Source organism: Pseudobacter sp. (assembly GCF_051955275.1).
Classification (GTDB): domain Bacteria; phylum Bacteroidota; class Bacteroidia; order Chitinophagales; family Chitinophagaceae; genus Pseudobacter.
Window position 1 is genome coordinate 1 of record NZ_JBQCGW010000014.1, and the last position, 25,976, is coordinate 25,976.

21 protein-coding genes and 1 pseudogene are annotated in these 25,976 nt (G+C 47.6%); 10 read left to right on the plus strand and 12 right to left on the minus strand.

The window, feature by feature from the left end:
- Positions 1–604 (plus strand): annotated as a pseudogene (locus ACTHMC_RS01745) (DUF5686 family protein); the annotation flags it as partial.
- Between the two features lie 67 nt (positions 605–671).
- Here ACTHMC_RS01745 and ACTHMC_RS01750 read toward each other — a convergent pair.
- From ACTHMC_RS01750 to ACTHMC_RS01760, 3 genes are all read right to left on the minus strand, one after another.
- Complete coding sequence (locus ACTHMC_RS01750) at positions 672–4,004, minus strand: TraB/GumN family protein (RefSeq protein WP_440410298.1); 3,333 nt, start codon at positions 4,002–4,004, stop codon at positions 672–674.
- A gap of 225 nt (positions 4,005–4,229) precedes the next feature.
- Positions 4,230–4,754, minus strand: coding sequence for a DUF4399 domain-containing protein (locus ACTHMC_RS01755; protein WP_440410300.1), 525 nt, complete (start codon positions 4,752–4,754; stop codon positions 4,230–4,232).
- Between the two features lie 59 nt (positions 4,755–4,813).
- Positions 4,814–8,272 (minus strand): amidohydrolase family protein, encoded by a 3,459-nt coding sequence (locus ACTHMC_RS01760; protein WP_440410302.1) that lies wholly within the window; start codon positions 8,270–8,272, stop codon positions 4,814–4,816.
- A gap of 116 nt (positions 8,273–8,388) precedes the next feature.
- Here ACTHMC_RS01760 and ACTHMC_RS01765 point away from each other — a divergent pair, with 116 nt between their 5' ends.
- Positions 8,389–9,951, plus strand: coding sequence for a glycerol-3-phosphate dehydrogenase/oxidase (locus tag ACTHMC_RS01765; RefSeq protein WP_440410304.1), 1,563 nt, complete (start codon positions 8,389–8,391; stop codon positions 9,949–9,951).
- A gap of 14 nt (positions 9,952–9,965) precedes the next feature.
- Here ACTHMC_RS01765 and ACTHMC_RS01770 read toward each other — a convergent pair whose 3' ends face one another.
- Positions 9,966–11,093, minus strand: coding sequence for a PDDEXK nuclease domain-containing protein (locus ACTHMC_RS01770; RefSeq protein ID WP_440410305.1), 1,128 nt, complete (start codon positions 11,091–11,093; stop codon positions 9,966–9,968).
- Between the two features lie 301 nt (positions 11,094–11,394).
- The gene (locus tag ACTHMC_RS01775) at positions 11,395–12,594 is read right to left on the minus strand and encodes an aspartate aminotransferase family protein (protein ID WP_440410307.1); all 1,200 of its coding nucleotides are present in this window, start codon (positions 12,592–12,594) and stop codon (positions 11,395–11,397) included.
- Positions 12,595–12,684: 90 nt separating this feature from the next.
- Here ACTHMC_RS01775 and ACTHMC_RS01780 point away from each other — a divergent pair, with 90 nt between their 5' ends.
- The 3 genes from ACTHMC_RS01780 (at position 12,685) to ACTHMC_RS01790 (ending at position 13,844) form a co-directional block, all read left to right on the plus strand.
- Positions 12,685–13,221 carry a gamma carbonic anhydrase family protein gene (locus tag ACTHMC_RS01780; protein WP_440410308.1) on the plus strand — a complete coding sequence of 179 codons (537 nt, stop codon included), beginning with the start codon at positions 12,685–12,687 and terminating at the stop codon, positions 13,219–13,221.
- Positions 13,222–13,287: 66 nt separating this feature from the next.
- Positions 13,288–13,476 carry a hypothetical protein gene (locus tag ACTHMC_RS01785; RefSeq protein WP_440410309.1) on the plus strand — a complete coding sequence of 63 codons (189 nt, stop codon included), beginning with the start codon at positions 13,288–13,290 and terminating at the stop codon, positions 13,474–13,476.
- Positions 13,477–13,511: 35 nt separating this feature from the next.
- Positions 13,512–13,844: a DUF3630 family protein gene (locus ACTHMC_RS01790; RefSeq protein ID WP_440410311.1), complete on the plus strand. Its 333-nt coding sequence runs from the start codon at positions 13,512–13,514 to the stop codon at positions 13,842–13,844.
- Here the strand turns inward: ACTHMC_RS01790 and rsgA are convergent.
- From rsgA to ACTHMC_RS01815, 5 genes are read right to left on the minus strand one after another with little or no spacing between them, the layout of a single operon-like run.
- Entirely contained in the window at positions 13,841–14,767 is a 927-nt protein-coding gene (rsgA, locus tag ACTHMC_RS01795; RefSeq protein ID WP_440410312.1) for a ribosome small subunit-dependent GTPase A, read from the minus strand. The genes ACTHMC_RS01790 and rsgA overlap by 4 nt on opposite strands.
- 12 nt (positions 14,768–14,779) lie before the next feature.
- The gene (locus ACTHMC_RS01800; protein WP_440410314.1) at positions 14,780–15,787 is read right to left on the minus strand and encodes a vWA domain-containing protein; all 1,008 of its coding nucleotides are present in this window, start codon (positions 15,785–15,787) and stop codon (positions 14,780–14,782) included.
- Positions 15,788–15,789: 2 nt separating this feature from the next.
- A complete protein-coding gene (locus tag ACTHMC_RS01805) occupies positions 15,790–16,677 on the minus strand; it encodes a hypothetical protein (RefSeq protein WP_440410315.1) in 888 nt (295 codons plus the stop codon).
- A gap of 5 nt (positions 16,678–16,682) precedes the next feature.
- Positions 16,683–17,555 (minus strand): DUF58 domain-containing protein, encoded by an 873-nt coding sequence (locus ACTHMC_RS01810; protein WP_440410316.1) that lies wholly within the window; start codon positions 17,553–17,555, stop codon positions 16,683–16,685.
- Between the two features lie 9 nt (positions 17,556–17,564).
- On the minus strand, positions 17,565–18,566 hold the full coding sequence (locus ACTHMC_RS01815; RefSeq protein ID WP_440410317.1) for an AAA family ATPase: 1,002 nt from the start codon (positions 18,564–18,566) through the stop codon (positions 17,565–17,567).
- Positions 18,567–18,749: 183 nt separating this feature from the next.
- Here ACTHMC_RS01815 and ACTHMC_RS01820 point away from each other — a divergent pair, with 183 nt between their 5' ends.
- The gene (locus tag ACTHMC_RS01820) at positions 18,750–19,196 is read left to right on the plus strand and encodes a lipocalin family protein (RefSeq protein WP_440410318.1); all 447 of its coding nucleotides are present in this window, start codon (positions 18,750–18,752) and stop codon (positions 19,194–19,196) included.
- Positions 19,197–19,368: 172 nt separating this feature from the next.
- Here the strand turns inward: ACTHMC_RS01820 and ACTHMC_RS01825 are convergent, their stop codons facing one another.
- Positions 19,369–21,093, minus strand: coding sequence for an NAD+ synthase (locus ACTHMC_RS01825; protein WP_440410319.1), 1,725 nt, complete (start codon positions 21,091–21,093; stop codon positions 19,369–19,371).
- An 83-nt stretch (positions 21,094–21,176) separates the two neighbouring features.
- Between ACTHMC_RS01825 and ACTHMC_RS01830 the strand changes: the two genes are divergently transcribed.
- Positions 21,177–22,223: a gliding motility lipoprotein GldB gene (locus tag ACTHMC_RS01830; RefSeq protein WP_440410320.1), complete on the plus strand. Its 1,047-nt coding sequence runs from the start codon at positions 21,177–21,179 to the stop codon at positions 22,221–22,223.
- Positions 22,224–22,232: 9 nt separating this feature from the next.
- On the opposite strand, the gene ACTHMC_RS01835 is transcribed toward ACTHMC_RS01830, so the two are convergent.
- Positions 22,233–22,709 carry a YcxB family protein gene (locus tag ACTHMC_RS01835; protein ID WP_440410321.1) on the minus strand — a complete coding sequence of 159 codons (477 nt, stop codon included), beginning with the start codon at positions 22,707–22,709 and terminating at the stop codon, positions 22,233–22,235.
- 72 nt (positions 22,710–22,781) lie between these two features.
- Here ACTHMC_RS01835 and ACTHMC_RS01840 point away from each other — a divergent pair, with 72 nt between their 5' ends.
- From ACTHMC_RS01840 to ACTHMC_RS01850, 3 genes are all read left to right on the plus strand, one after another.
- Positions 22,782–23,021 carry a hypothetical protein gene (locus ACTHMC_RS01840; protein ID WP_440410322.1) on the plus strand — a complete coding sequence of 80 codons (240 nt, stop codon included), beginning with the start codon at positions 22,782–22,784 and terminating at the stop codon, positions 23,019–23,021.
- A gap of 93 nt (positions 23,022–23,114) precedes the next feature.
- Positions 23,115–23,846: a hypothetical protein gene (locus ACTHMC_RS01845; protein ID WP_440410323.1), complete on the plus strand. Its 732-nt coding sequence runs from the start codon at positions 23,115–23,117 to the stop codon at positions 23,844–23,846.
- Positions 23,812–25,976 (plus strand): hypothetical protein (locus tag ACTHMC_RS01850; RefSeq protein ID WP_440410324.1); only part of this gene is annotated, 2,165 nt, incomplete at its 3' end. The genes ACTHMC_RS01845 and ACTHMC_RS01850, both read left to right, overlap by 35 nt.

The window sequence follows — 25,976 nt, forward strand, 5'->3', positions numbered from 1 at the left end:
TATGGGATGTTATTTCCATATAGTTTTTTTCTTTTACACTTGGGGGTTATGCGTTGTTTTAAACAGCTTTTTCTATTACAATAAAATACACGCCAGCATTTCCGACTACAGTAAGATCCCTCCTTTCGGAACGCTCTATTATAATGTATTTGCGGGTCGCACTTATGGCAAGCTGCCTTACATGATGCTGGATGTAGCGCCAGGTAACGAGATCTATTATTACAACAAGTATGCGTTCAACCTCATGAACCGTTATGAGTACCTGCACGACCGTTATGCAGGCGTAAACGTGGAGCACAATATCGGGCCTGGTCTGTTCCGCTTTATCCCGCTCACACGCAAATTCAAGTTCCGCCAGTTCTGGAGCGCCAAAGCGCTTTGGGGTGGTTTGAGCGATGAGAACAAAGCCTACAATATGCCTGTTGGTTCTCCTTATATTTTTGAATCGCTCGATGGCAAACCATATGTAGAGCTGGGCACAGGCGTAGATAATATCTTCAAGCTGTTCAGGGTGGATTTCCTGTGGAGGGTATCTCCTACTCCGTTGCCGAAAGAGCAGGTGAAGAAGTTTGGGGTGTTCTTCAGTTTCAAGTTATCATTCTAAGAAGTTCGAATAAATAAAAGAGCCCGGTGAGACTTTCCACCGGGCTCTTTTATTTATTAAAGAATAATTATTCATATTGTGATATGTACTCTTTCAGATCCGTGTAAAGATTGGAATGATTGAAATACCTTTCTATGAATACTCCTGAGATCTTTCCTTTTGTCTGAGGCTTTGCTCCTGTACCAACCGGAAATGGCCCTGATATTCCCAGATAAGCATTCTGCTCACCACCTGTTTCAAACACCATTTTGAAAAGAAGAAATTTTGCCGCTTCATTCTTAAAGACTTCGGTTTTTTCAGCTACGAATTCTATACTCACCATTTTAGATTTATACCCCGAAGTAATATCCATCAGCTCTGATTCGGAGAACAATTGCTGTTTCACGTATTCAACAGGGAACAGGGATTCTTTCTTCAATACCACCAGCGAATCATAAAGGAAATTACGCATTTTGCTGTCAGCCGCTGCAGGCACCAGTTCTTCTGAAAGCACATTTTGCTTGTAGGCAAGCAGGCCCAGTGCGGCATGGGCTTTCACCATGGGTATCGGTTTGTGGAGGAACTGACGGAGATAGGGTATTGATTTGGAGTCATTCAAATTCACCAGCATCTGCACCATGGAAGACGGGTACCAGTAATTGGATTCCATCAATCCGAAATCAGGAGAAGCGAGGAATTCCCTGGTATGACTGAACAGCTGTTCTTTATATGGGTCCAGCATCGATCTCTGCATCATTTTCCTTGCCATTAACTTATTGCAAAGCTGAATAACAAAAGCGCAGCCCAGTGAATCTTTCAACAAGGGCAGCAAAGTTTTCACATGAGGCACTGTCAGTTCAAGAGAGTCGCTGTACGAATTCAGGATGTCATAGACACGGTCACTCAGTGGGATCCCTTTCAGCAAATAGGCGGTAGCGATCTTATGCGTTTCTGCAGTATTCCACTTTACCAGTATCCAGAGTATTTCTCCTTTCACCAGCTTTTCATCCGCAAGCTGCTTGTTATACATTTCCTGTAACGCATTCACGGAACCGGGATCTTTTATTTCCAGGATTTTCTGTGCGAAATAGTGATTGATAAATTGCTCTTCGTGTTTCCAGGGTCTGACCAGCCCCTTGTAGAGAAGTGGCAGGTCTTTACTGCTGAATTCAATTGCCTGTGATGCACCTGCTGCGTCGTCAAACTCAGTAGAATCCTCGTTATCAAGTGCTTCCAGGAATGCTTCCCCCTTATTTGTGAAGATGGTCGAAGGCTTTTGTTTATTATCCGGCATGAACTCTTTGAAAAAGCGCTCCAGATCAGGGCTTCTTAGCGTCAGCATATCTCCGGTTGTAAAAAGGGTTATCAGGGAATCCCCGTTCACCATAACTCTTAAACGTTTGATATTTTGTGATGAAGCGTAACGGATATAGGCCTCAGCTGCTTTGAACGGACCATTTTGGGTGAACTCAAACGACAATAAACTATCACCTTCTTTTTTATTCATCATACTTGAGCTGCGCAGAAAAGCGGTATCACTTTCATGCCAGTAATATTTATAGAAAGGCTGCTTGATGATCACCATAGAAGTAGTAGCTGCACTGTCATACGTTGTATAACGTAAATCCCTGATCGTACTATCCTCGTAACGGATGAAAGGTTCCGGGCTCCACACGGGCAGCGCATTACCCGGAACGGGATTAACTCCCCACCCCTTGCTTTCCGGCGGCAAAAAGCGGATGGAAGAATAATATAACTTTTCATGCTCCATGGTAAGTGAGGAATCAATACTGCGTACTCCTAAATAATAGGTTTTATTGCCTCTTAACAAGGCCAGCAAGGAGCAGTAATAACTCCCCTGCTTTGTCAGTATATTGAACCGTAACACCCGCACAGGCATGCCTTCCACCTTGTAGTCGGTGAAATCCAGGTTCCGTACCGATGCGTTGTTCTGAAAATTCAGGTAATGCTGGTCCAATACCGGGATATCCACACTTCTGTTGTAACCTGGCAGGAGGGTTTCGGTAACAAGTACATAACTGACTCCTTTAACCGAATCGCTTGCAAATACCTCATATGACCTGGCGTTCTCGTTTTCCTCCCTTCTGACAGGTTTCCTGTCTTCAGGCATCCGCACACTTAATCCAAGGTAAGCATTGGAATACTCCGGGTACAGTGTTTTTGCAAGCGCCTTTTCATCCAGGGAAAATGAACCGAAAAAGCGGTCAACATCGGCACGGGGAAGCTCTGCAGCAGACTCATTGAAAGCAAGCAGCATGAACCATATTCCCTGCTTTTCAAAAAACCTTGCTCTCACATTCCATTTCATATTTTCCGACTCCCACTCCTTTCCGGTCAGGCCATTGGCCTCAATCCGCTTGTCCCTGAGGGTAAGAGTAGAATCGAAGCTAAGCAGCACGGCCTTCATCACTGTATCTCCGCTGGTCCATAGTGGTGCAGGATATGCCGATATAGAGTAGTAGATGCCAGAAGCGAAGTCGAATAAATAAGTCTGGGAACCTCCTCCCTTAATGACACTTATATCATCTTTATCAGGAGAGTAAGGCATATCAACACTAAAAGTATTATCCTTTGAACTCACTTTCACCCACGGCAGCTCATTATATGTGTATGGATGGTCAAGTATAAATTCACGTTTTGTGACAGGTACCGGTTCAACTGTATAGCCCCGTTTACGCATCAGGGTAAGCAGGCCATTCGTGCCATTGTCAAGGTGCCCCAGGCCTACAGCAAACAACATGGTGCGCACATGCATCAGGCTGTCCATCCGCGCTGCCATTTTCAGGTTCCTTCGCACCATCAATGCAGAGCTGTCACTTGAACTGCCATATAGTTTATTGAATTTCCCAAGATCATCACTCAGGTAAACCGTGATAATGGAGTCCATGAATTTCGCAAGCTGTTCATCCGTTTTCAGGATTTCTTTGATATGATGTTCGGTGATAGTATCTGTGGGCACAGACACTTCATCACCCCTGTCTTCCAATGCGCCCGTCCACTTACCGATTTTCTTTGCAATACTGTAGAGAAAGGGATCAAGGCTGGTACTCATATTGTTCCCCGGCCTTACACGGGCATAAACAGTGGTCATATGGCCATCCAGATCATAGATGGTAACTTCATCCGGAGACTTTTTGAAAATAGCAGCCAGCCTGGCACTGATCCTTTTGAAATTGGCGGCTTTCATGCGATTCTTCACCAGCGTGATCCTGGCAAGCGAGTCTCCGCTTCTTACAACCGAAGGCCAGTGAGGATCCGACTCCAGCGCAAGCCCCTCTGTTTGATCGATGGCCTGGTACAATGATTCGGGAAACTGGAAGATCCGTTTGTCTTTCAGGTGTATAGTACCCAACAGATATGAAGGTTTTGAAAGTCCGTTGCCGGATATCTTCCATAACATACCGGGTTTTTCCTTTTTTTGTGCGGAAAGCATCAACGGCAGTTGCAAAAGAATAATCGCCGTAAGGGCACGCATCAGTGAACGAATCATATTTTAGGGGTTTTCGCGAAGCAAAATACTTCCTTTCCCGTAAAACCGGTAACGGCAATGAGTAACTGTGAAGTTCCGGAAATAAAAAATCCCGGCTGTGGAACAACCGGGATCTGTTTATGATGGGTACTGAGCTTATTTCTTCACATTAACTGTGATGGTTGCACTCAGTTTGGAACCGTAAGACCGGTGGATACCATCTGCATACTGAAGGGAGATCTTGTGCTTTCCGGGAGGCAGGCTGAGCTCGGCTTCCTTCTGGGCATTACCATAATGCAGGTGCGTGGAGTCTTTAGGAACAACTGTTCCCATAGGCAGTGAATCGATGCCGATCAGGATATGATGGTGACCGGATGCGGGTTTGATATCACGCGCTGTATCCAATGCGATATTGTCAACACCCATTTCCACTTTAAACGGAGAAGTTACTGTCTGACCGTCTTTCAGGTTCCTGAAGTACACTTTAGCGCCTGCGGGAATTTCCGGAACAGGTGCTATTTCAGTTCCTGCAGCGGCATGATCATGGTTATGGCCATCATGTGAATCATGAGCAGCAGTAGCTGTTGTGTCAGCACCTTCTGCTTTCTTTTCTGTAGAAGCATCATTACAGGCCACAGCTCCCAGGATCAGCAGGGCGGGAACAATTTGAAACTTGCGCATAGCGAATTTTTAAAGTGAGCGAATAATTACAAGCGTGAACAAAGGTAGCCGTTTACCTGCTATTCCTGCACACCTGTATTGTTAACGGGAGCAGGATAATTCCATTCACTCCTGTTTAATTTCCGCTGTGCGGGCCAGAGCTCATCCATGGTACTGCCATCATAGAGCCTGCCATTCTTCATCACAGACCTGATAGTATTGGTATTGCGGATATTTTCCAGCGGGTTCTTATCCAGAATGATCAGATCGGCAAGTTTGCCTGCCTCGATGCTGCCCAGGTCGTGGTCAAGCCCCAATCCTTCAGCACCCAGGATGGTTGCTGTTCTCAAAGCATCCAGGTTGCTCATGCCTCCGCTCTGAACAGCCCATACTTCCCAGTGGAAACCGAGGCCCTGTAACTGGCCATGGCTGCCGATCCCGGCAAGTGCGCCTTTTTCCACCATCGATTTCATGCTCTTCGCGTGCTTCTGAAACACATGTTCTTCGGGCATGAACCAGGCATTGCGCCTGCGGGTTTTGGCCGCCAGCTCTTCATAGGGTGTGAAGTAGGCCAGCTTCTTATCATTGTAAGGAGCTTCCGTTTCGTAATAATAGTTCTCTGCCCAGGGACCGCCGTAGCTAACCAGCAGCGTGGGGGTTACGCACATTTTGGATTCAGCGATTCCGATCGTTACATCTTTGTATAATGGATAAACAGGGATCGCATGCTCATGACCCGGATAACCATCCAGCAGGTTGGTGATATTCATTTTGTAATTGAGACCGCCCTCCGTGGTTGGCATCAATTGCTGGTCTTTGGCAGCCTTGATGATCCATTGACGCACCTGGCGTGGTCCCAGCATATACATCTTGATGTATTTTGTATTGTAATACTGGCTATACTGTTTCAGTACGGTGCTGGCGTGCGCAGAGTCCCTGATATTGTACATCCAGAAACCAACACCAGGACCAGTTGAATACACGCGGGGCCCGGGCATTTTACCGGCATCCACCATATCACTGTATGTGAGCACGTCGGTGGTGGCGGTTTGCGGATCACGCGTGGTGGTTACACCGTAAGCGAGGTTGGCAGTATAGATCCAGGAATCTGTTTTCTGAACTCCCCAGGGATTCCACATATGTGAGTGCGAATCCACAAAACCGGGCACGATCGTCTTCCCATTCATATCAAGCACTTTTGCACCCGAAGGGACCTGCAGGCTACCGGATGGCCCCACTGCCTTGATGCGATTGTTCACCACCAGTAAGTCGCCGTTCTCTATCACTTCCGACCCCTTCATGGTAATGATGCGTGCGCCTTTCAGCAGCACCACGCCTTTAGGCATGTCTTTCTCAAACCAGATCTTCACCTGCGTTTCAGCCGGTTTGTATTTCGGATCCTCTTTAGGAGGTTTGGCAGCCAGTGCTTTTTGAGTACTGTCTGTTTTCTTTGCCACAGTATCCGTTTGTTTTTTCTCAGCTTCTGCTTTCCTTGCCAGCTTCAGACTATCGTCAAACTTCTCTGCCGCTTCCAGATTGTACACGATATGACTGTTGCCGATAGACCAGTGCACTTTCTTTCCGTCACTTTCCCATGCAGGAAACTCACCACCCAGTTCAGTCAGCTTACGGGCCGGGTAAATAGTGGAGCCTGCGTCGGCCACTGAAATATTCAGGGGCTTACCGGTTTTCACCATGGTGAAAATGAAGATATCATTGTTCACCTGCGCCAGGGCGCGGTCTCCGGTTGGAGAGAGCAATACAATAGCTGCGCTGGCCGGCGTCTGCACTTCCATGGCATCTGCCATATTTTGCGAGAGCATGCAATAGTTGGTGGCATCAAGTGTATGATCATGACCGTGATCTTTCAGGTTACTGATACCATAGGTGGTGATACCCGTTACCCTTGCATGTGTTTTTTCATCAGATCCGTCCCAGCGGAGGGAGATGAGGCTGCCGCCGTTATTGAGATAGATCCGGTCGTCGCCCTTGATGAAATGCGGATTGCTGCGGCCATTGGCTTTATCGATATAGTTGACGTCTCCACCGTTGGCGCTGATCCAGCACAGTTCATCTTCATTGCTGTTGCCAAACGGACTGATCGCATCTTTGTATCGCTGGTTCTTTGTTCTCACCAGAGCGATCCTTTCTCCATTGGAGCTCCAGGCGGGATTGCTGTAGAGCGCAGGCTCTTTGGTGAGTTGCTGGATCACCTGCCTGCCATTTACGTTCACCTTGTACAAGTGACCTCCATTGGCTGACCAGGATGTGAATACGATATGGTTCCCATCGGGGCTCCATACCGGTTCTGCTTCTGTGAAATTATAGGTAGTAACCCTTTTGGGGGTACCGCCCGGGTAATCCATCATATACAGTTTATTCAATACGGTGAATGCCAGTTTTTTTCCATCGGGAGAAGGAACTGCATCCCTGATCTGCGTGGCAAGTTGATAGGCAGTATCAGAAACAGGATATTTGAATTCGAGGCGGGGCCCGAGCTCAAGGTCAACATCCGCGTTGAAAGGGATCTGTTCCGGCTTACTACCGTTTACGGGTATCCGATATATTTTGCCCCCATATGATGTAATCACTGCTTTGCTGTCTGGCGTGAAAGCCATGCCTGGCAGAACGCCCATGGTTGCGATGGATTCCTGATCGTCGCGCTGCACAGGGTACGCCAGCCATTTTTCGTCGCCGTTCTTCAGGTTGCGGATCACCAGACCGGTTTTGTCTTCATAACGCGAGCCATACACCAGCCATTGACCGTCTTTGGAAAGCACGGGTGTAAATGCGGAACCATAGCGGGTGGTGAGGGTCATGGTTTTTCCATTGTCCCTGTCGAATACCCCCAGCTGGTACTGCGGCAGCATGGCATTATAGTTCCAGAATCCTGCGCGTTGGGAATAGTAAATGTAGCGGCCATCGGGGCTGACGGCAGGGTCGATGGTTTTGGTACCTGGCGCATCCATCAGTTGTGCGCCACCACCGGCATCTTTGTGAAGGAGCCAGAGACGTACATCCAGGCGCCCTCTGGCGGCAACGATATAATTTCCATCTGGGGTCCAGGCAGCGCTGGGAAAGTTCTGATCGCGGTCCTTAGTCACCTGCACGGTATCTTTCTTCTCTGTATCTATGTACCAGATATTTTCGGAACCGCTGCGGTCAGAAGTGAAAAGTATCTTTTTCCCATCAGGGCTATATCGTGGATGAGTATCGAAGGCCAGTCCGCGCGTGATGCGGGTGGCTTTTCCTCCGGCAGCGGGGATGGTGTAGAGATCGCCCATCAGATCGAATACGATGGTACTGCCATCGGGGCTTATATCAACAGACATCCAGGTGCCTTCATCAGTATTGAAAGAGATATTTCGTTCAGGCTTCAACGGTAGCGTCTTCACTTCCGTGAAGGCGAAGCCTTTTTTAGGGATGGTGTCGGTATTAACCGGGTTGTAATGGTCCGCTCCCATGACTGCTCCGGAGGCCAGCAACATAGCCATCCAGATACCTCCCAGGATCGGGCGGTGTAAAATAGTAGATCGCATAACAAAACTTGGTTTTATTTGTATAAGGAAATTACGACCAAAATCAACCAGTTCCCCCAGCCCTGACTGTTTTATTATGAACGGCATCCTATCTATCACCCGGAAACAACAATGACATGAACAGAGCGGCACATCTTCACAAACTGGAAAACTTCAAATCCTCCTGGGATATCCTTGTGATCGGCGGCGGGGCCTCAGGCCTGGGAGCCGCAGTGGACGCGGCCTCCCGTGGGTACAGCACCATTCTCTTTGAACAGTTCGATTTTGCAAAAGGCACCAGCAGCCGCAGCACCAAACTGGTGCATGGAGGCGTCAGGTATCTGCAACAAGGCAATATCAAACTGGTGCTGGAAGCACTCCGGGAACGGGGACTGCTGAAAAAGAATGCGCCGCATCTTGTCAAAAATCAATCCTTCATAGTTCCCAATTACAAGTGGTGGGAAGGTCCATACTACGGTGTAGGCCTCAAAGTGTACGACTGGATGAGCGGCAGCCTGGGCCTCGGCGCCTCGGAAAGGCTGAGCACAGAAGAAGTGCTGCAACTGGCGCCTACGCTTGATGCTGAAGGATTACGCGGCGGCGTGCTTTATCACGATGGCCAGTTCGATGATGCGCGGCTAGCCGTAAACCTTGCGCAGACAGCCGCCAACTCAGGTGCAACCTTACTCAATTATTTCAGCGTAACAGGATTGCTGAAAACGAACGGACAGATCAATGGCGTACAGGTACGGGATCAGATCAGTGGAAAAGAATATGAAGTAACAGCCCGCGTAGTGATCAATGCCACCGGCGTTTTTTCAGACAGCGTTCAGCAAATGGACGAACCCGGTAAACCCACCAGCATTGCACCCAGCCAGGGTATCCACCTGGTGCTCGACAAATCATTTCTCCCCGGCGAAGCCGCTATCATGATCCCGCACACCGATGACGGCCGCGTACTCTTTGCAGTTCCCTGGCATAACAAGATCATTGTGGGAACAACAGATACGCCCGTGGATCATATCGATGCAGAACCTGTTGCACAGGAAGCAGAGATCGATTTCATCCTGCATCATGCAGCACGTTATCTTACCAAAGACCCTACCCGTGCAGATATCAAAAGTGTATTTGCAGGATTGCGGCCATTGGTGAAAAGCACTGCCAAGAAAACGGCGGAAATCTCGCGGGACCATCTTGTTACAGTTTCTCCATCCGGACTGGTAAGTATCCTTGGCGGCAAATGGACCACCTACCGGAAGATGTCTGAAGATGTGGTCAACACTGCTGCGGTATATGCACAACTTCCTTACAGGGATTCGGTTACCAAAGACCTGAGCATCCATGGCGCACAACCAACAGATGATTTCAATACGGATGATTATTATTACGGCACCGATACAGCAGGTATCAATGCATTGATTGCCGCCAATCCTGCAATGGGCGAACTGATACATCCTGATTTACCTTATACCAAAGCAATGGTGCTCTGGGCAGTAAAAGAAGAGTGGGCGATCACAGTGGAAGATGTGCTCAGCAGGAGGACCAGGGCAATATTACTGGATGCAAAGGCAGCGCTGGCTGCGGCTCCGGTGGTTGCAGGCTTACTATCAGAATTGATGGGACACGATGCAGGTTGGATAGCAAGGGAACTGGAGGCATTCGAAAAAGTAGTGCAGGGATATTTGCCGAAAGAACGTTAGGATGGCCGGGATAACTACTGGGATTCGTATGCTTTTTCCTGTTCGATGAAATTCTGAAGCTGCTCTATTGTAGGCAGATTGGTCAGATATTTTGCAATAAACAGGTTTTGTGAAACGCCGGCTGTTGCGTATCGGGCAACTGTTTCACTTTTATCTGTGCACAGGATGATACCGATCGGATCTGCATCACCAGGCTGCATTTCATTGTCTTTAAAATAATTGAGGTACATATTCATCTGACCTACGTCCCCGGGGGAAAATGTATCCATTTTCAATTCAATCAGAACGTGGCATTTGAGCACGCGATGGTAGAAAACGAGGTCTACGCGGTAGTGGTCACCGTCAATTGTCAATCTTTTCTGCCTTGCTTCAAAACAGAATCCATTACCTAATTCCAATATGAAGCTCTGAAGATGACTGATAATAGCTGCTTCTAGTTTCGCTTCATCACGTGGCGCCTTCTCTTCGATGTTTAGAAATTCCAGCACATAAGGATCCCTGATAAGGTCAGTTGGTGTAGTGCCCGATCCTTTTTGCATGACTTCAATGATGGATCCCTTTTCCTTACCCTGACCTGTACGCTCAAACAATCTGCTTTCAATAGCCCTTTGTAATTCCCGTACAGACCAATTGTTTTTAATAGCAGAAGTTTCGTAAAAAAATCGCTTAAGTGAAGTATCTTGTTTGATAAGCTCAAGAATATGCGAATAAGAAAGACGATTGATAAGTGAGGAAGATGGCGTCGGCTTCAATCCTTTTAGTGAGCGGGCAACAATCGCTGAAGGCTTCACACATTGAAAATTTACACCAAATGCCTTTTTTGCATCTTCAGCTATCTGCGGATAAATAATATAAAATTGCTTACACTGGTGCAATGCACCATATGAAAATCCTTTAACCCCGCATTCTTTCAACCGTAAAGATAGTTTTTTGTAAATTCGCTCACCATATTCAGCTCTGTCGTGACCTTTTTGCTCATACTCGTACAGACAATACCCAATTATCCAATTTCGCAATGTCATTGAGGCATTTACTTGTTTTTGTACTTGCTTTAGAAAATAGTCGTTTGTTTTTAAAATTGCTCCAGTTAAACCTTCAAAGCTTAGCACTGATAAGTCATTTGAATTTTTCTTTTCTGACATGGTTTGATGATTTAAATTAATAATAACGGATATCAATAACCGAAACCAAACTTACGTGATCTATTCACTATCGGATTTTTTTTCGTTCAAAACTTCTCGATTTATTGCCTGGAATCAAGGTTTCCACTATTCCATTTTTTTATAGAAATGTAAGTGAGCATTTATGATAAACAACTATAATTAAATGCCTTGTAATTGTTCAGACAGTGTCTGAACAATTCAGTTTAAATTATTTTACAATATGTTCAACAAAAAAAATCCCCGGGCTCACACCCGGGGATCAATCATTTATTCTTCCATCTTACTTCACCTTCTCTATCGCCTCAATAATTATTTCACAAGCCTCCTTGATCTCTTTATTACTGATCGTCAGCGGCGGCACTATCCTCAAACAATTCGGCGCAAACAAAAACCAGTCCGTCAACACCCTTGTATTCCCCTTCTTCCTGTTTATACACGCATCGATTACTTTCTTATTCGTTTCGAAACTATCGAACTCAACAGCCATCATCAACCCGCAACTCCGCACTGCTTTTATCTTCGGATGATGCAACAGATTATGGAACAACATTTCCTTCTCCGCCACTTTCTCCATGATACCGCCTTTGAGCAACACTTTCATCGCAGCCAGTCCTGCCGCACAACATACAGGATGACCACCAAAAGTGGTGATATGCCCTAATACCGGATCTTCCGTGAGCTTGTTCATCAGCTTCCTGTTGGCAACAAATGCCCCCAATGGCATGCCGCCACCCAATGCTTTGCCAAGCAGTACAATATCCGGCACTACTTTGAACTGCTGGTATCCCCACAATGTACCTGTACGGCCAAACCCTGTCTGAATTTCATCCAGGATCAGCAGCGCACCGGTTTGTTTGCATTTCTGCTGCAAGGCTTTCATCCACTCTTTGGTGGGCGCATAGATGCCGCGCTCCGCCTGTACGGTTTCTGCGATCACGCAGGCGGTGCGTGATGTGATGGCTTCAATGGCATCGTAGGAATTATAATCCAGGTGCAGCACATCAGGGAGCAATGGCCGGAATGCATTCCGGAAATACTCATCTCCGATGATGCTCAATGCACCCTGTGTGGACCCGTGATAACTCTGGTTGAATGCAATGATCTGTGTGCGGCCGGTAGCACGCTTGGCCAGCTTCATGGCGCCTTCCACCGCTTCCGCCCCTGAATTGGTGAAGTAAACGGAATTGAGAGAATTATGCAGCTGATCGCTCAGCAGTTTTGCATATTCCACCTGTGGTGTTTCCACCAGTTCACCATACACCAGCAGATGCAGGTATTCATCCGCCTGCTTTTTGATGGCTTTCACCACTTTCGGGTGACGATGCCCGATATTACAAACGCTGATACCTGCAATAAGATCGATATACTCCCTTCCTTTTGCATCGGTCAGCATCGTACCTTCTGCCTTCACTATTTCCAGCGCCAGGGGAGCGGGGGAGGTTTGCGCCACATGCCGGAGAAACATTGCCCTTTGGTTCATACTGATTTGACTTAGAACCACAAATAAAGCCAAATTCCTTCACTTGAACAGATTTCCATTCAACTGGTGAAAATTCAGGATATTTGTTCCATGCCACTAATCTTACATGTAGACGGGGTATACCCGCAATTCGGAGAAAACTGTTTTATAGCCCCCAATGCCACCATCGTTGGTGATGTGAACATGGGCAATGAGGGAAGCGTATGGTTCAATGCCGTAGTGAGAGGTGATGTGAACAGTGTGCGCATGGGCAATAAAGTGAATATCCAGGATGGAGCGGTGATCCATTGCACCTACAAGAAAACCAAGACCATCATCGGCAATAATGTGAGCATTGGTCATAATGCCATTGTGCACGGCTGCACTATCCACGACAATGTACTGATCGGCATGGGCGCCATTGTGATGGACAATGCGCAGATCGGCAGCAACAGCATCATTGCGGCAGGCGCCGTTGTGCTGGAAGGCACCATTGTACCCTCCGGCACCATCTGGGCAGGTGTTCCCGCAAAAAAAGTAAAAGATATTGACGCAACGCAAATACATGGCGAAATAGACAGAATAGCAAACAATTACGTACGGTACGCAGACTGGTTCAGGGATCAGGTTACTGGGGAAAATGGGTAGAACTATTGACCCGGTGGAATAATATTCCTAGCTTGAAATTCGTTTAACCGGAATAAGTTATCGCTTATGAAAACCATTCGTTCGATCGTATTGATGAGTATCTGCCTGGTGGTGATCACCGGGGGCTCCTCCTGCAAGCTCTGGAACAGTGTGTTCGGTCCAAAGTATGGTTGCCCTGCCAATAGCAAGAACGCAGGTGCAGAACGCATCCTGAGCGGCGAAAAACTGCCGAAAGCAAAGAAGTTCAGATCATAAGCCCCGGTTTTATTGCAAACCCAAATCCGTATTGTATGAGCCTCACACTCCGTACCGACTTCGGCTGTACCGAAGCTATCATTGATGATGACTGCGGCCTCAAACGTTTCTATGAAGTGGCCTCCATCCTCTCAGAAGAACTCGATCTCCCGTTCACCAGCAAAGAAGAAGATCCCGATACATTAGCCTGGAACTTCCAGTATAAGGGTTTCCCGCTGACACTTCATTATAATATTTACACGGGAGTTTCTATCTATCCATTCAAATTCAGGAAAGCATTAAGGAAAGAAAATGATGCCGTTGTGGAAGTGGCATCCTACCTGGAGAACAAACTGCTGGTACATCAGCTGAGAAGATATACTGCTTAATATTTCTTATCGTTGATGGAGTCCATGATGGTCATGTAGCTGACATACCTGTCAACTGCAATGGTGCCCGCATTTACAGCCTCTTTTACGGCACAGCCCGGTTCATTCACATGCATGCAGTTATTGAACTGGCATTCCGTTATCAGCCTGGCCATTTCCGGAAAATAATGGCTCAGCTCCTGTCTGGAAATATCCACCAGCCCGAACTCGCGCACCCCCGGTGTGTCTATCACGCTGCCGCCAAACGGAAGATCGAACATTTCCGCAAAAGTGGTGGTATGCATACCCTTTCCACTCCAGCCACTCACATCCTGTGTTTTCAGCGACAATTCAGGAAATATGGAATTGAGGAAAGAGGATTTTCCCACACCGGAGTGACCGCTCATCAGCGTTACCCTGTCTTTCAGCAAAGCCTTCACTTCCTCCACTCCCTGGCCCTTCGCAACAGACATCAGTACTACTTTGTAACCGATGCTGCTGTACATTTCCGAAAGCGCTTCAAATTTCTCTTCTTCTTTCTTCTTATAAAGGTCAGCCTTGTTGAACACAATGATGGCAGGCACATGGTAGGCTTCACAGGTAACCAGGAACCTGTCTATAAAACCCTGGGATGTTTTAGGATCCCTTAACGTGGCGAACAGCAGGCTTTGGTCCAGATTCGCCGCCACAATATGATGATGATGTTTATGAGAGGGAGATTGACGGTTGATATAATTCCTGCGCTCAGTGATCTCATCGATCATGGCATTATTATCCGTACCAGGCTCGGGACTGATACCCACCATATCGCCTACCGCAATAGGATTCGTACTGGTGATACCATCTATCTTGAACACCCCTTTGATACGTGCATTGTAAAAACGACCGTCTTCCGCTTTCACCACATACCAGCTGCCTGTTGATTTGTATACCGTTGCTTTCATATCTGTAATACACTACGGGAATTTCCTGAACAAAGTATACCGCAATGCCATTTCCAGCAAAAGTAAGGCAGCGGCGGCAATCGCGAAGGGATGAAAACGTTCCGTATAGCGCCGGAAGGTAGTTACTTCCACTTTTGATTTCTCCAACTGGTCAATTTCTGTGTATATGCCCTTCAGGCTCTCATTGTCGCGGGCTCTGAAATACAGGCCACCAGTCTGTTCTGCGATCAGGCGCAATAACTTTTCATCGATATTCACTTTCTGCTGGCGTGATACGATCCTTCCTCCTCCATCAGTAATAGGCACAGGCGCATAACCATCCGTTCCCACCCCAATGGTGTAAACGCGGATGCCATAGGTCCTGGCCAGGTCCTTTCCTTCAAGTGGACTGATCCTTCCGCCCTGGTCTTCCCCATCCGTAAGCAGGATGATCACCTTGGATTTGGTTCTGGAATCCTTGAGCCTGGCAACACTGATCCCCAGGCCATCGCCGATGGCGGTTCCATCTTCCAATGCGCCCAGCTGAATATTGTAGATACTGCTCTTGAGCACTTCTTTATCGGTTGTCAGCGGAGTAACGGTAAAACTCTCGCCTGAGAAGATCACCACTCCGATCCGGTCAGTAGCACGGCTGTCCACGAAATTGGCTGCCACCTGCTTGGCAGCTTCCAGTCTGTTGGGCAGCAGGTCTTGTGCAAACATACTTCCGCTTACATCCAGGCAAAGAATGATATCGATTCCCTCTCCCGTTTTGAGCTCTTCATCATTACGCGTTTGTGGCCTTGCCATGGCAACTATCAGACATAATACAGCCAGGCAACGGAAAACAAACATGGAATGCCTGAACAGGTTCTTCCAGGAAGAACTTCCTTTGAAAGAAGCCGTGGAAGACACCAGGAAAGTAGCTTCCTGCCTGTCTGCCTTTTTCAGGTACCACCAGATCATTACCGGCAGCACGGCAAGCAGTGCAAAGAACCAAGGATGGGCAAAAATTATATTTTGGAACCAGTTATATAGCAAGATCAGGTAAGATTATTGAGTATGGTAATGGCAGCACGGATGCTGTTGAAATTCCTTTCATTGTCTGCATCGCCCGGTGTATATTTTGCAAACTTTACAAAATCGGCAATCTGCAGGGCTTCCGCCATCTGACGGAATTGCTCAGGATCCGGCTTTAGCATGGCCAGCGCCCTGATCAGTTCTTCGTTTGTTTTTTCAAGCGATGATATTTTGAGTTTGCGCATCACAAATACACGCAGCACATCATTAAGCTGTGTATAGAAATATTTGCTTTCCACAGGTTGTGGCCAGCCTTTCTGCTTCAAGGTATCAAGGGCATTCACAGCTTCTTCATAAGGGGTAAGCTCCACTACCTTCTCCACCACAGGCATATCCTTTTTCTTCTTCGCCATCAGCAACCATATGATCAATGCAATGGCAATGAGGGTAACCCCGCCAATTATCCAGGGAATATAACCTGCTGAAGGATTGAGCACCTCTTCAATTTCTTTGATATCCCTGTAATCCGCTTCCGGATTGAAAGGCGTGTAGGTAACTGTTACGCCCACCGTATCTGTGCTGAACGTTGACTGTCCTACTTTAAAAGAAAGCGGTGGGATCACCCGGTAGCCTGTATCGTAACTGGTGATGGTGATCACCTGCTGGATCTTTTTTCCATCCACTCCTTCAATGGTGTCCACTTTCCCTTTTTCAAGAAATTCAAAATGAGGAATGGTATCCAGAGAGAACCAGCTTACCTGTGAGCCGAGTGGCATACGGGCATCCAATAATAGCTTCACCGGCTCGCCGATAAGAATGGCATCCTTATCTACCGAAGCTTTTACCAGTACCTGTGCTTTCAAACCCAGGGTACCGATGAGTGCAATAAGCCACAGCAAAGCTGTTTTCATGTATCCTATTTATTTCTGCCGATAAAGAATTTCTTGAGCACTTTCACATAATCTTCGTCTGTGCGTATATGTAAGAGATCGCAGCCTGCCTGCGTAAATACCTGCTTGCAATATTCGGTATGTTTGAAAAACTCAGACTGATGTTTCTGCTGCACCAGGTAATCGCTGGTGTCTACCATCATCTGATCCCCGGTTTCCGCATCTTCCGCCAGGATCATGCCTGCATCAGGCAACTGCATTTCCAGTTTATCATAGATCTTGATGCCTACCAGGTCATGCTTCCGGCCTGCCACTTTCAGGGCATCATTGAATCCGGTATCCTGGAAATCGCTCAGCATAAAAGCAATACATTGCTGACGGGTTGAATTGGTGAAACGGCGCAGCGCCTCGCCCAGGCTGGTACCCTTTTGTTTGGGCTGCATGGTAAGCAGTTCGCGGACCATGTACAATACATGGTCCCTTCCTTTTTTAGGAGGAATGGATTTCTCCACTTTATCGCTAAAGAAGATAAGCCCTACTTTATCATTATTGCTGATGGCCGAAAAGGCAAGTACAGCGGCAATTTCAGTGATCAGATCTATTTTTCGCGCACTGGTAGTGCCAAAGAGCGAGCTGGCGCTTACATCCACCAGCAGCATCACAGTAAGCTCCCTTTCCTCTTCAAACATCTTACTGAAAGGATGATTGAAGCGGGCACTCACATTCCAGTCGATGAACCTGGGATCATCACCGGGCATATACTCACGCACTTCTTTGAAGTGCATACCCCTGCCCTTGAAAGCACTGTGGTACTCACCGGTGAAAATATGCCGGGTAAGCCGCTTGCTTTTGATCTCGAGCTCTCTTACTTTTTTTAATATCTCTGTTGTTGTGAGCATTGGCCGGGGTTAAGGTACCTGGATAGCGCGCAGGATATCATCTACAATGTCCACAGCATTCACATTCTCTGCTTCTGCTTCATAAGTGAGGCCGATACGATGGCGCAGCACGTCCTTTGAAATACTCCGGATATCTTCAGGAACCACATAGCCACGTTTATTCAGAAAGGCATGCGCCTTTCCTGCCAGTGCCAGGTTGATGCTGGCGCGGGGTGAACCTCCGTAAGAGATCAGCGGTTTCAGTTTATCCAGTTTATAACGATCAGGGTAACGTGTAGCAAAAACTATATCGAGAATGTATTTTTCCACTTTTTCATCCATGTACACCTGGCGTACCAGGTCACGGGCCGCCATAACCTCTTCCATGGATACCACTTTGGAGATCTCAGGGCCTCTGAGTCCCTGCACATTCTGGCGAATGATCATCTGCTCCTCCTCCTGCGTGGGATACTCAACTATCACTTTCATCAGAAAGCGGTCCTGCTGTGCTTCCGGCAGTGGATAGGTGCCTTCCTGTTCCAGCGGGTTCTGCGTTGCCAGTACCAGGAATGGTTCATCCAGTTTGTAGGTGGTATCGCCGATGGTCACCTGCTTTTCCTGCATGGCTTCCAGCAGGGCACTTTGTACTTTGGCAGGAGCCCGGTTGATCTCATCCGCCAGCACAAAATTGGCGAAGATGGGCCCCTTCCTTACAATGAATTCATTTTTCTGCTGGTTGTAGATCATGGTACCGATCACATCCGCAGGCAGCAGGTCAGGCGTGAACTGGATACGGCTGAACTTACCCTGCACAGCCTGGGACAGGCTCTTGATGGTAAGGGTCTTAGCCAGGCCAGGCACCCCTTCGAGGAGAATATGCCCGTTACTGAGGAGGCCTATCAGCAGGCGGTCAAGCATATGGTGCTGCCCCACTATCACCCGGGCCGTTTCGTCGCGTAGCCGGTCAATAAAGGAACTGTGGTACTGAATCTTCTCGTTTAGTTGGCGGATATCATCGGCTGTTAATACCATAAACCGGGTTTAGCATGAATGATTTATAACAAGATATAAAATTACGCGAAAAGCCGTTGCAATATGCTTGCCAACTTGCCTTCCACGTGTCTTTAACACGATAATATATACCCGGAACGGAACACAATAAAACGGGTGGATCGCAGTTATTTGGGGGTGGAACGTCAATTTAAAACCCCCTATATGAAAAAACCTATGCTTAGACTCACCCTCCTGACCCTCGTTATTTTATCCGTATTCTCCTCCTGTAAAAAAGACAAAGACGACAAATTAGCTGTCACTGAAGAGAACATGATCGGCAGTTATACGATCGCCGACTACAAAGTAAAAAGTAACATCACAGGCAATGTGGAAGCATCTATCATGGAAGATGTACCCGCCTGTTACAAGGACGATGTGTTCCAGCTGAAATCCGGAGGCGTGCTGACCATTGTTGACGAAGGTACCAAGTGCGACAATGATGAAACAGCCACCTGGTCTGTAAAAGACAACAAGGTTACGCTGGAAGCAGGTCTGTTCAGCGGCACTTACGAGATCGTCAGCTTCACCAAAACACAACTGGTAGGCAGCTCTACCGAGAAAGAAGGCGATATCACCGTTACCTATACGGTGTACCTGAATCGCAAATAAGAAAAAGAACCAGCCGAAAATTTCTTGACATACAACCAACAGGGGCTGACTTCAAAAGGTCAGCCCCTGTTTATTTTTGCTGTGCCCAGTCGCTCGCGTCCCCGCGAGTGACTGCTATTTGCTCGCCTCTGGCGAGCTACCAGGCACGCTTTTAGTAAAAGTTACATGCAGATCAACTCAGGTACTTTCCTACTATCGGCACCCTTCTTCCCACACCAAACGCCTTGCTGCTCACCCGGATGATAGGACAGAACTGATTTCGTTTGTATTCAGCCGTATTCACCAGCTTCAGTATCCTCCGCACCAGCGCTTCCTCAATGCCCATTCCGATGATCTCCTTCGGCCCCAGTCTTCTCTCGATATACTGATACAACACTTTGTCGAGCACAGGATATTCAGGGAGACTGTCGCTGTCCTTCTGATCAGGCCTCAGCTCTGCAGAAGGAGCTTTGTGAATGATATTCTCCGGAATGATCACCCCGTTCCGGTTGATGTATTCAGCCAGGGCATACACCTGCATTTTGTATACATCTCCCAGTACACTGAGTCCACCGGCCATATCACCATACAGCGTGCCATAGCCGGTTGCCAGCTCACTTTTATTGGAAGTATTGAGCAGGATATAACCGAACTTATTGGCGATGGCCATTAACAGATTGCCACGCGTACGGCTCTGGATATTCTCTTCGGCCAGGCCGAAAGGCAGGTCTTTGAAAACCGGCTGCAGGCTATCGATGAACTGATCAAACACAGGTTTGATAGGGATGATATCGTAGGGATTGCCGAGGTTCCTGCTCAATTGCTCCGCATCAGTTACGGAGTGGCCGGAGGAGAACTGGGAGGGCATCAGGATGGCACGCACATTGTCTTTGCCCAATGCTTCACAAGCTAACGCCAATGCAACAGCGCTGTCGATCCCTCCCGAAGAACCAAGGATGGCTTTGGAGAAACCCATCTTCCGGAAATAGTCCCTGATGCCCAGGATCAGCGCCTGATGGATCTCTCCGATATTCTTTTCTGACGTGAGGTATTCGATGATCCTGTCAGGATCATCTACTTTGGACACCCTCATCTCTTTATCAAATGTATTGGTAGCACGCTTCTGAGAAGCAGGAGACTTAGTGGTGAGGGTTGACTGCTCCTGTTCCGTATCCACAATGGCAAAATCTTCCTCAAATACTTTCATGGCCTTGATCACCCTGCCCTGTGCATCCATTACCAGGCTTCCGCCATCAAATACCACTTCAGTTTGTGAACCGATGGTATTGCAATAGAACATCGGCAGTTTGTATTTGAGCACATTGGCGCGGATCACTTCCAGCCTGTCATCATCATGATCATAATCAAATGGAGAAGCCGAGATATTGATCATGAGATCCGGCTGCTGAACGATCAGTTTATCCATCGGACTGATCCTGTACAACGGGTTATCGCCGAGGTTCCAGATATCTTCACAGATGGTGAGGGCTATGCGTTTCCCTTTGAAACGGACCACTTCCCAGTGGTAGGCCGGCTCAAAGTAGCGGTTCTCATCAAACACATCGTAGGTAGGGAGACATGTTTTCTGTGCCACACCGATCACCTGTTTTTCATACAGGAACCAGGCGGCATTGAACAGGTCCTTCCCTTCTTTTTCAGGGTTGCGCTGCGGACAGCCCACGATCACCCCGATGGTATCAGTATGTTCCTTGATGATATCGATGGCCTTGTAACATTCGTTCACAAAATCGTTGAACTCCAAAAGATCGCGTGGGGGATAGCCACAAATGCTCAGTTCTGAAAACACCACCAGGTCTGCTCCCCTCGATTTGGCATACTGGATGGCGCCGATGATCTTCCGGGTATTATCTTCAAAATTGCCGATATGATAATTTTGCTGCGCTAATGCGATCTTCATACATCAAATTTAAGCCCCATCCGGGTAATTTAAATTTTGGATTTCCTTTTACAACATATTTTTGCCACAAACGTTTGACTGGCATGAAGAAAACCGCCTTCGCCCTGCTGCTGATAACCGGGCTTTCCGCCTGTAAAGACAGGAATATCCCTGATGTTTCGGATATCAAAGTGAACCTGACCGTGCAAAGGTTTGAACAGGACTTCTTTGCTGTGGACACCATCAATATGGATGTGGATATGGCCCAGGTGGCCGGTAAATACGGCAATTTCTTTAGCGATTATGCCATCAATATTCTTGGTCTGCCCCCAATGAATGGTGACAGCAGCCAGGTAAGCCCTGAAATGCTGATACGCAAATTCCGCCATGATTATCAACCCATCAAAGACTCTGTAGACAAGGTTTTCCGCGATTTCTCCCCTTATGAAAAGGAAGTAAGGAAAGGACTTCAGTTTGTGAAGTACTATTTCCCAAAATACCAGTTGCCGGGTAAACTGATCACTTATATCGGGCCGATGGATGCCGCATTTGAAGCCAGCCTGGGTAAATATGGCGATGTGATCACGCAGGACGGCCTGGCCGTAGGCCTTCAGCTCCACCTGGGAAGCAATTTCTCCATCTATCATTCTGAAATGGGACAGCAGCTTTACCCGGCCTACGTTTCAAGGCGCTTCGCCCCGGAATATATTGCCGTTAACTGCATGAAGAATATCATCGATGATATCTATCCGGAAAAGACCGGCGGCCGCAACCTCGTAGAACAGATGGTGGAAAAAGGGAAAAGGCTCTATGTGCTGGAGAAATTCCTTCCGTATACGCCAGACAGCCTGCTTACCGGTTATACCGGCAAACAACTCAAAGGCTGTAACGACAATGAAGGCAATATCTGGAACTTCTTCCTCACCAACGGCCTCCTCTACAAAAATGATCCGGACCTCATCAAGGAATATGTAACCGAAGGCCCCTTTACGCAAGCCCTTGGCCAGGCATCACCCGGCTTCATCGGCATGTGGGTAGGAAGGCAGATCATCAGAAAATACCTGAGCAAGAATCCTTCTGTAACACCTGAACAGCTGTTACAGACCGTGCCCGCAAAAATCTTTGAGGAAAGCAAATACAAACCCGGATAAGCCGCCGGATCACTTAGTGATCCTGGTTTTCATCCACTGCCGCACCTGCTGCAGTTCAGCAATATCCACAAATGCTTCTTTGGGAATGATGAAGAAACTCCTGGCGTCAAAATACAGATGGAAGAAATAGGGGCTTTCGATGAATTTGCTGAAAGAATCCCAGGTCCAGTCTTTTGATCCGCGCTCCGTTTCCAGGGTCACCACCTCTTCACTGAAATGCATGATGAAATGATCCTTGAAAGTGCCGGACCTTTTATAAATGCTGGCCGGGAGGAATCGCCAGATCACCAGCATCAGTATGAACCAGAGAAGGGAAAACATCAGGAAAGACACCGGCTGAATGATCTTATAGGCAAACAGCACGGCAGAAAGAATGGCAAACACATTGATGAAGATCAGCAGGATCTTGATCTCGGGCCTCATCAGAAAGTGATACCGCAGCGCCTGTATCACCTGCTTTTTGTCATAACCAAATTGAACCGTCATTAGCTCCTATTAAAGGCCGTAAAAGTAAGGAGAGGAAATCATACCCAAAAAACAATTTACTTTTGGGCCACCATGAATTTCACTATCCGTAATTACCTGCAGGCAGCCGCGCTGGCCGCAATTGTATTACCGGGCTGCAAACAATCACAGCAGCAACATACTGTTGAACCCGCCTTCTATTACTGGAAATCACAGGTAGCACTGAATGCCACCGAACAGAATACTTTTCTGCAACAATCCCGTAAAATGTATGTGAAGTTTTTTGATGTAGCCTGGAATGCCCCCCAGCAACGCGCCATGCCTGTTGCGTAAATTCAGGTTGCCGGGAGTACCCGCAGTTTCCTCGCCGCCAATCAGGTTCAGGTAGTACCCACCGTATTCATTACCAATGAAACCATACAGTTGATGGACTCATCCTCTGTTACTGCGCTCGCTGAACAGATCGGAGGGCTGCTTCAAAGCACCCGGGATCAGCAGCTACCCGATGCTGCTATCCGCGAGATCCAGATGGATTGCGACTGGACCGCCACTACCCGCGACCGGTATTTCCTGTTACTGGAGCAACTGAAGAAGCATCCCTGGTTCCAGGGAAAGACCCTTTCCGCCACCATCAGGCTTTATCAGTGCAAGTACAAAGCCAAAACAGGCATACCACCGGTGGACCGCGGACTGCTCATGTGTTACAATATGGGTAACCTCAAAAACCCGCAGACTAAGAACTCTATCCTCGATCCCAAAGACCTGGAGCAATACACTTCAAACCTGGATGAATACCCTTTAGACCTCGATATAGCATTTCCGCTATTCAACTGGAAAGTATTGTTCAGGAAGAATCAGTATGCAGGCCTGATACAAAACCTGCCCACTGAAAACCTTGATAACATTCTACTTACTAACAGGGAGGCCAATACGTACCGCCTCCTGAAAGACACGGTACTGCTGGGATATGATCTGCACAAAGATGATCTGATCAGGCAGGAAGATAGTAACTTTGACCACATCATGCAGTCTGTCCGCATCCTGAAACCAAAGATCAGGAACAAGCGACTGACCGTTTCATTATATCATCTTGATTCATTAACGCTGCATAATTACTCAACCCATGAAATACAAACTATTTTTTCTGGTCTGCATTAATGCCGTTGCCTTATGTTTTCCGTATAATATCATCGGCTGTGCAGGCGGCGAATCAGATCCTTACGATTATTACGTTAGCTTCTTTGCCAGGAACAATACCAAAGTTACAGGCTACTCGCCCTTCTATTACACTAGTGTGCAGTTCCTCTACCAGGAAGCTGAACCTGTGACCACCTCCGATGTTACTGCAGCAGAATGGGCAGGTTATGGCAATAACAGTTTCACCAAAGAAGCAGCCATCGACTTTGTAGTGAAGTATGAACGTAAGCACCTCGCCAACCTTTATTATCACCTGGAAAAGAACCAGCCGCTTGCCATTCCCGACTCCATCAGGAATAATGGAATGACTGCATATTTCATCAAAAGCAAAGATCTGGAAGCACTCGGCTACCTCATGTATGCAAAGCAGGTTGAACCAACCGTTACCGGAGAATGGACTTCCTGGGAACCCATTCAGCGTGATAAAGACAAAATGGCCAAACTCCAGAAGAACGGATTGCAGCTGTTCAACGTAGCAAAAAACGAATTCATCAAACTGCGCTTCGCTTACCAGGTGGTAAGGCTGGCTCATTACGCAGGGCGGTATGAGGAAGCCATCCAGCAATACGATCAACTGGTGAAGCCCAATACCACTAAAAGTATCCTGCAGGACCTCTGTCTATCTCTGAAAGCCGGAGCCCTCACCCGTACCGGTCAGAATAATGAAGGCGCGTACATCTTCAGTCAGCTCTTCGCAAAGAATGAAGTGATGCGTGTTTCGAATTACATGAGCTTTGACTGGTCTGTGAAAAGATTTGACGAGAACAATCGTAAAGCCGTTCTGGCACTCTGCAAGAACGATCTCGAAAAAGCCAACACGCTCGGCCTCTTTGCACTGGGCAGCAACAGTGAAGAATTGAATGCCATCAAAAACATCTACAAGATGGCTCCTGCCTCCCCCTTGCTGGAAATACTGCTGGTACGGGAACTGAATAAAGTAGAAGAGCATGTATTCAGCACCGGTGTTGAAGCGAAAAAACGTGAGATGCTTTCCATCAGGAATAATCCCAATGACGAAAGTAATAAAACAGCCAATAGCTGGATCTCTGAAGCGAAAGCCTTTGCAGCCTTCTGCCAGGAGGCCGCAAAACAAAAAAACAATCCAAACAGGAACCTCTATGGCATTGCCGCTGCGCACCTCTCGCTGATCAACGGGGATTATGCCGCAAGCCGCAAATTGCTTGACGAATACAAGAAAAACCTCTCGCCTGAATTACAGGACCAGTGGGGCATGACCAACCTGCTGCTGACCATCAACAGCCAGCCAACGATCGATAAGAAATTTGAAGAGCAGATCTTCCCCTCCCTCCAATGGCTTCAACAGAAAGCTGCTAACAATAATGATTATGCGCTTTTTTATCGCCGCATCTTTGCTGATATCCTGGCTCCCCGCTACCAGCAGATGACCGGTACCGATAAAGTGAAATATTTGCTTTGTCTGGGTACCGCCGAATGGATCCAGAAAACCTATGTAAAGGAAGGATGGGGCTACTGGCTCAGCTCAACCAGCATCCTCCGCGATGATCTCTCAGCCGAAGAAGTGCAGCAGCTCATCACCCTGCTGAACAATGCCAAACTGAATACTTTCGAGAAGTTCATGGTAGCTAACAATACCTTCAGCAAGGATGATGTGAATGATGTGGCCGGAACCGCCCTGTTGCGCCAGTTCAAATTTGAAGAAGCAGAAAAATGGTTTGCTAAAATCCCCACTTCTTACTATTCACAGGAACCATATTCCACTTATCTTATCGCCAATCCCTTTGCTGACCTGATAGAGGACACGCATGCGCCCACCGCGCAGGACACCAGGAAATACACCAAGCTCACCTTCTCCCAGCGCATGGCCCAGCTGCAGCGCGACCTGGCAAAGGCCACAGATCCTGAAAAACAGGCCCAACTCAATTACGAACTTGCAAAAGGCATGTACCATATGAGTTACTGGGGCAATAGCTGGATCCTCACCCAATACGGCTGGGGAGGTGGCGCCGGCCTGCCTGAAGACCAGAGCACACTCAAGCCCGGCGAGCGCGAATATTATGGCGTGTTCACAGCAAAGGAACATTACCTGAAAGCCTATACGCTGAGCAAAGA

Bases quoted from the DNA above. Each gene is read 5' to 3' on its own strand.
- ACTHMC_RS01830 (WP_440410320.1), top strand. From the start codon at position 21,177: ATGAAGAAAACCGCCTTCGCCCTGCTGCTGATAACCGGGCTTTCCGCC.
- ACTHMC_RS01825 (WP_440410319.1), bottom strand. From the start codon at position 21,093: ATGAAGATCGCATTAGCGCAGCAAAATTATCATATCGGCAATTTTGAA.
- ACTHMC_RS01780 (WP_440410308.1), top strand. From the start codon at position 12,685: ATGCCACTAATCTTACATGTAGACGGGGTATACCCGCAATTCGGAGAA.
- rsgA (WP_440410312.1), bottom strand. From the start codon at position 14,767: ATGAAAGCAACGGTATACAAATCAACAGGCAGCTGGTATGTGGTGAAA.
- ACTHMC_RS01790 (WP_440410311.1), top strand. From the start codon at position 13,512: ATGAGCCTCACACTCCGTACCGACTTCGGCTGTACCGAAGCTATCATT.
- ACTHMC_RS01810 (WP_440410316.1), bottom strand. From the start codon at position 17,555: ATGCTCACAACAACAGAGATATTAAAAAAAGTAAGAGAGCTCGAGATC.
- ACTHMC_RS01775 (WP_440410307.1), bottom strand. From the start codon at position 12,594: ATGAACCAAAGGGCAATGTTTCTCCGGCATGTGGCGCAAACCTCCCCC.
- ACTHMC_RS01840 (WP_440410322.1), top strand. From the start codon at position 22,782: ATGAATTTCACTATCCGTAATTACCTGCAGGCAGCCGCGCTGGCCGCA.
- ACTHMC_RS01770 (WP_440410305.1), bottom strand. From the start codon at position 11,093: ATGTCAGAAAAGAAAAATTCAAATGACTTATCAGTGCTAAGCTTTGAA.
- ACTHMC_RS01785 (WP_440410309.1), top strand. From the start codon at position 13,288: ATGAAAACCATTCGTTCGATCGTATTGATGAGTATCTGCCTGGTGGTG.
- ACTHMC_RS01750 (WP_440410298.1), bottom strand. From the start codon at position 4,004: ATGTTATGGAAGATATCCGGCAACGGACTTTCAAAACCTTCATATCTG.
- ACTHMC_RS01755 (WP_440410300.1), bottom strand. From the start codon at position 4,754: ATGCGCAAGTTTCAAATTGTTCCCGCCCTGCTGATCCTGGGAGCTGTG.
- ACTHMC_RS01765 (WP_440410304.1), top strand. From the start codon at position 8,389: ATGAACAGAGCGGCACATCTTCACAAACTGGAAAACTTCAAATCCTCC.
- ACTHMC_RS01820 (WP_440410318.1), top strand. From the start codon at position 18,750: ATGAAAAAACCTATGCTTAGACTCACCCTCCTGACCCTCGTTATTTTA.
- ACTHMC_RS01760 (WP_440410302.1), bottom strand. From the start codon at position 8,272: ATGCGATCTACTATTTTACACCGCCCGATCCTGGGAGGTATCTGGATG.
- ACTHMC_RS01835 (WP_440410321.1), bottom strand. From the start codon at position 22,709: ATGACGGTTCAATTTGGTTATGACAAAAAGCAGGTGATACAGGCGCTG.
- ACTHMC_RS01845 (WP_440410323.1), top strand. From the start codon at position 23,115: ATGGACTCATCCTCTGTTACTGCGCTCGCTGAACAGATCGGAGGGCTG.
- ACTHMC_RS01815 (WP_440410317.1), bottom strand. From the start codon at position 18,566: ATGGTATTAACAGCCGATGATATCCGCCAACTAAACGAGAAGATTCAG.
- ACTHMC_RS01805 (WP_440410315.1), bottom strand. From the start codon at position 16,677: ATGAAAACAGCTTTGCTGTGGCTTATTGCACTCATCGGTACCCTGGGT.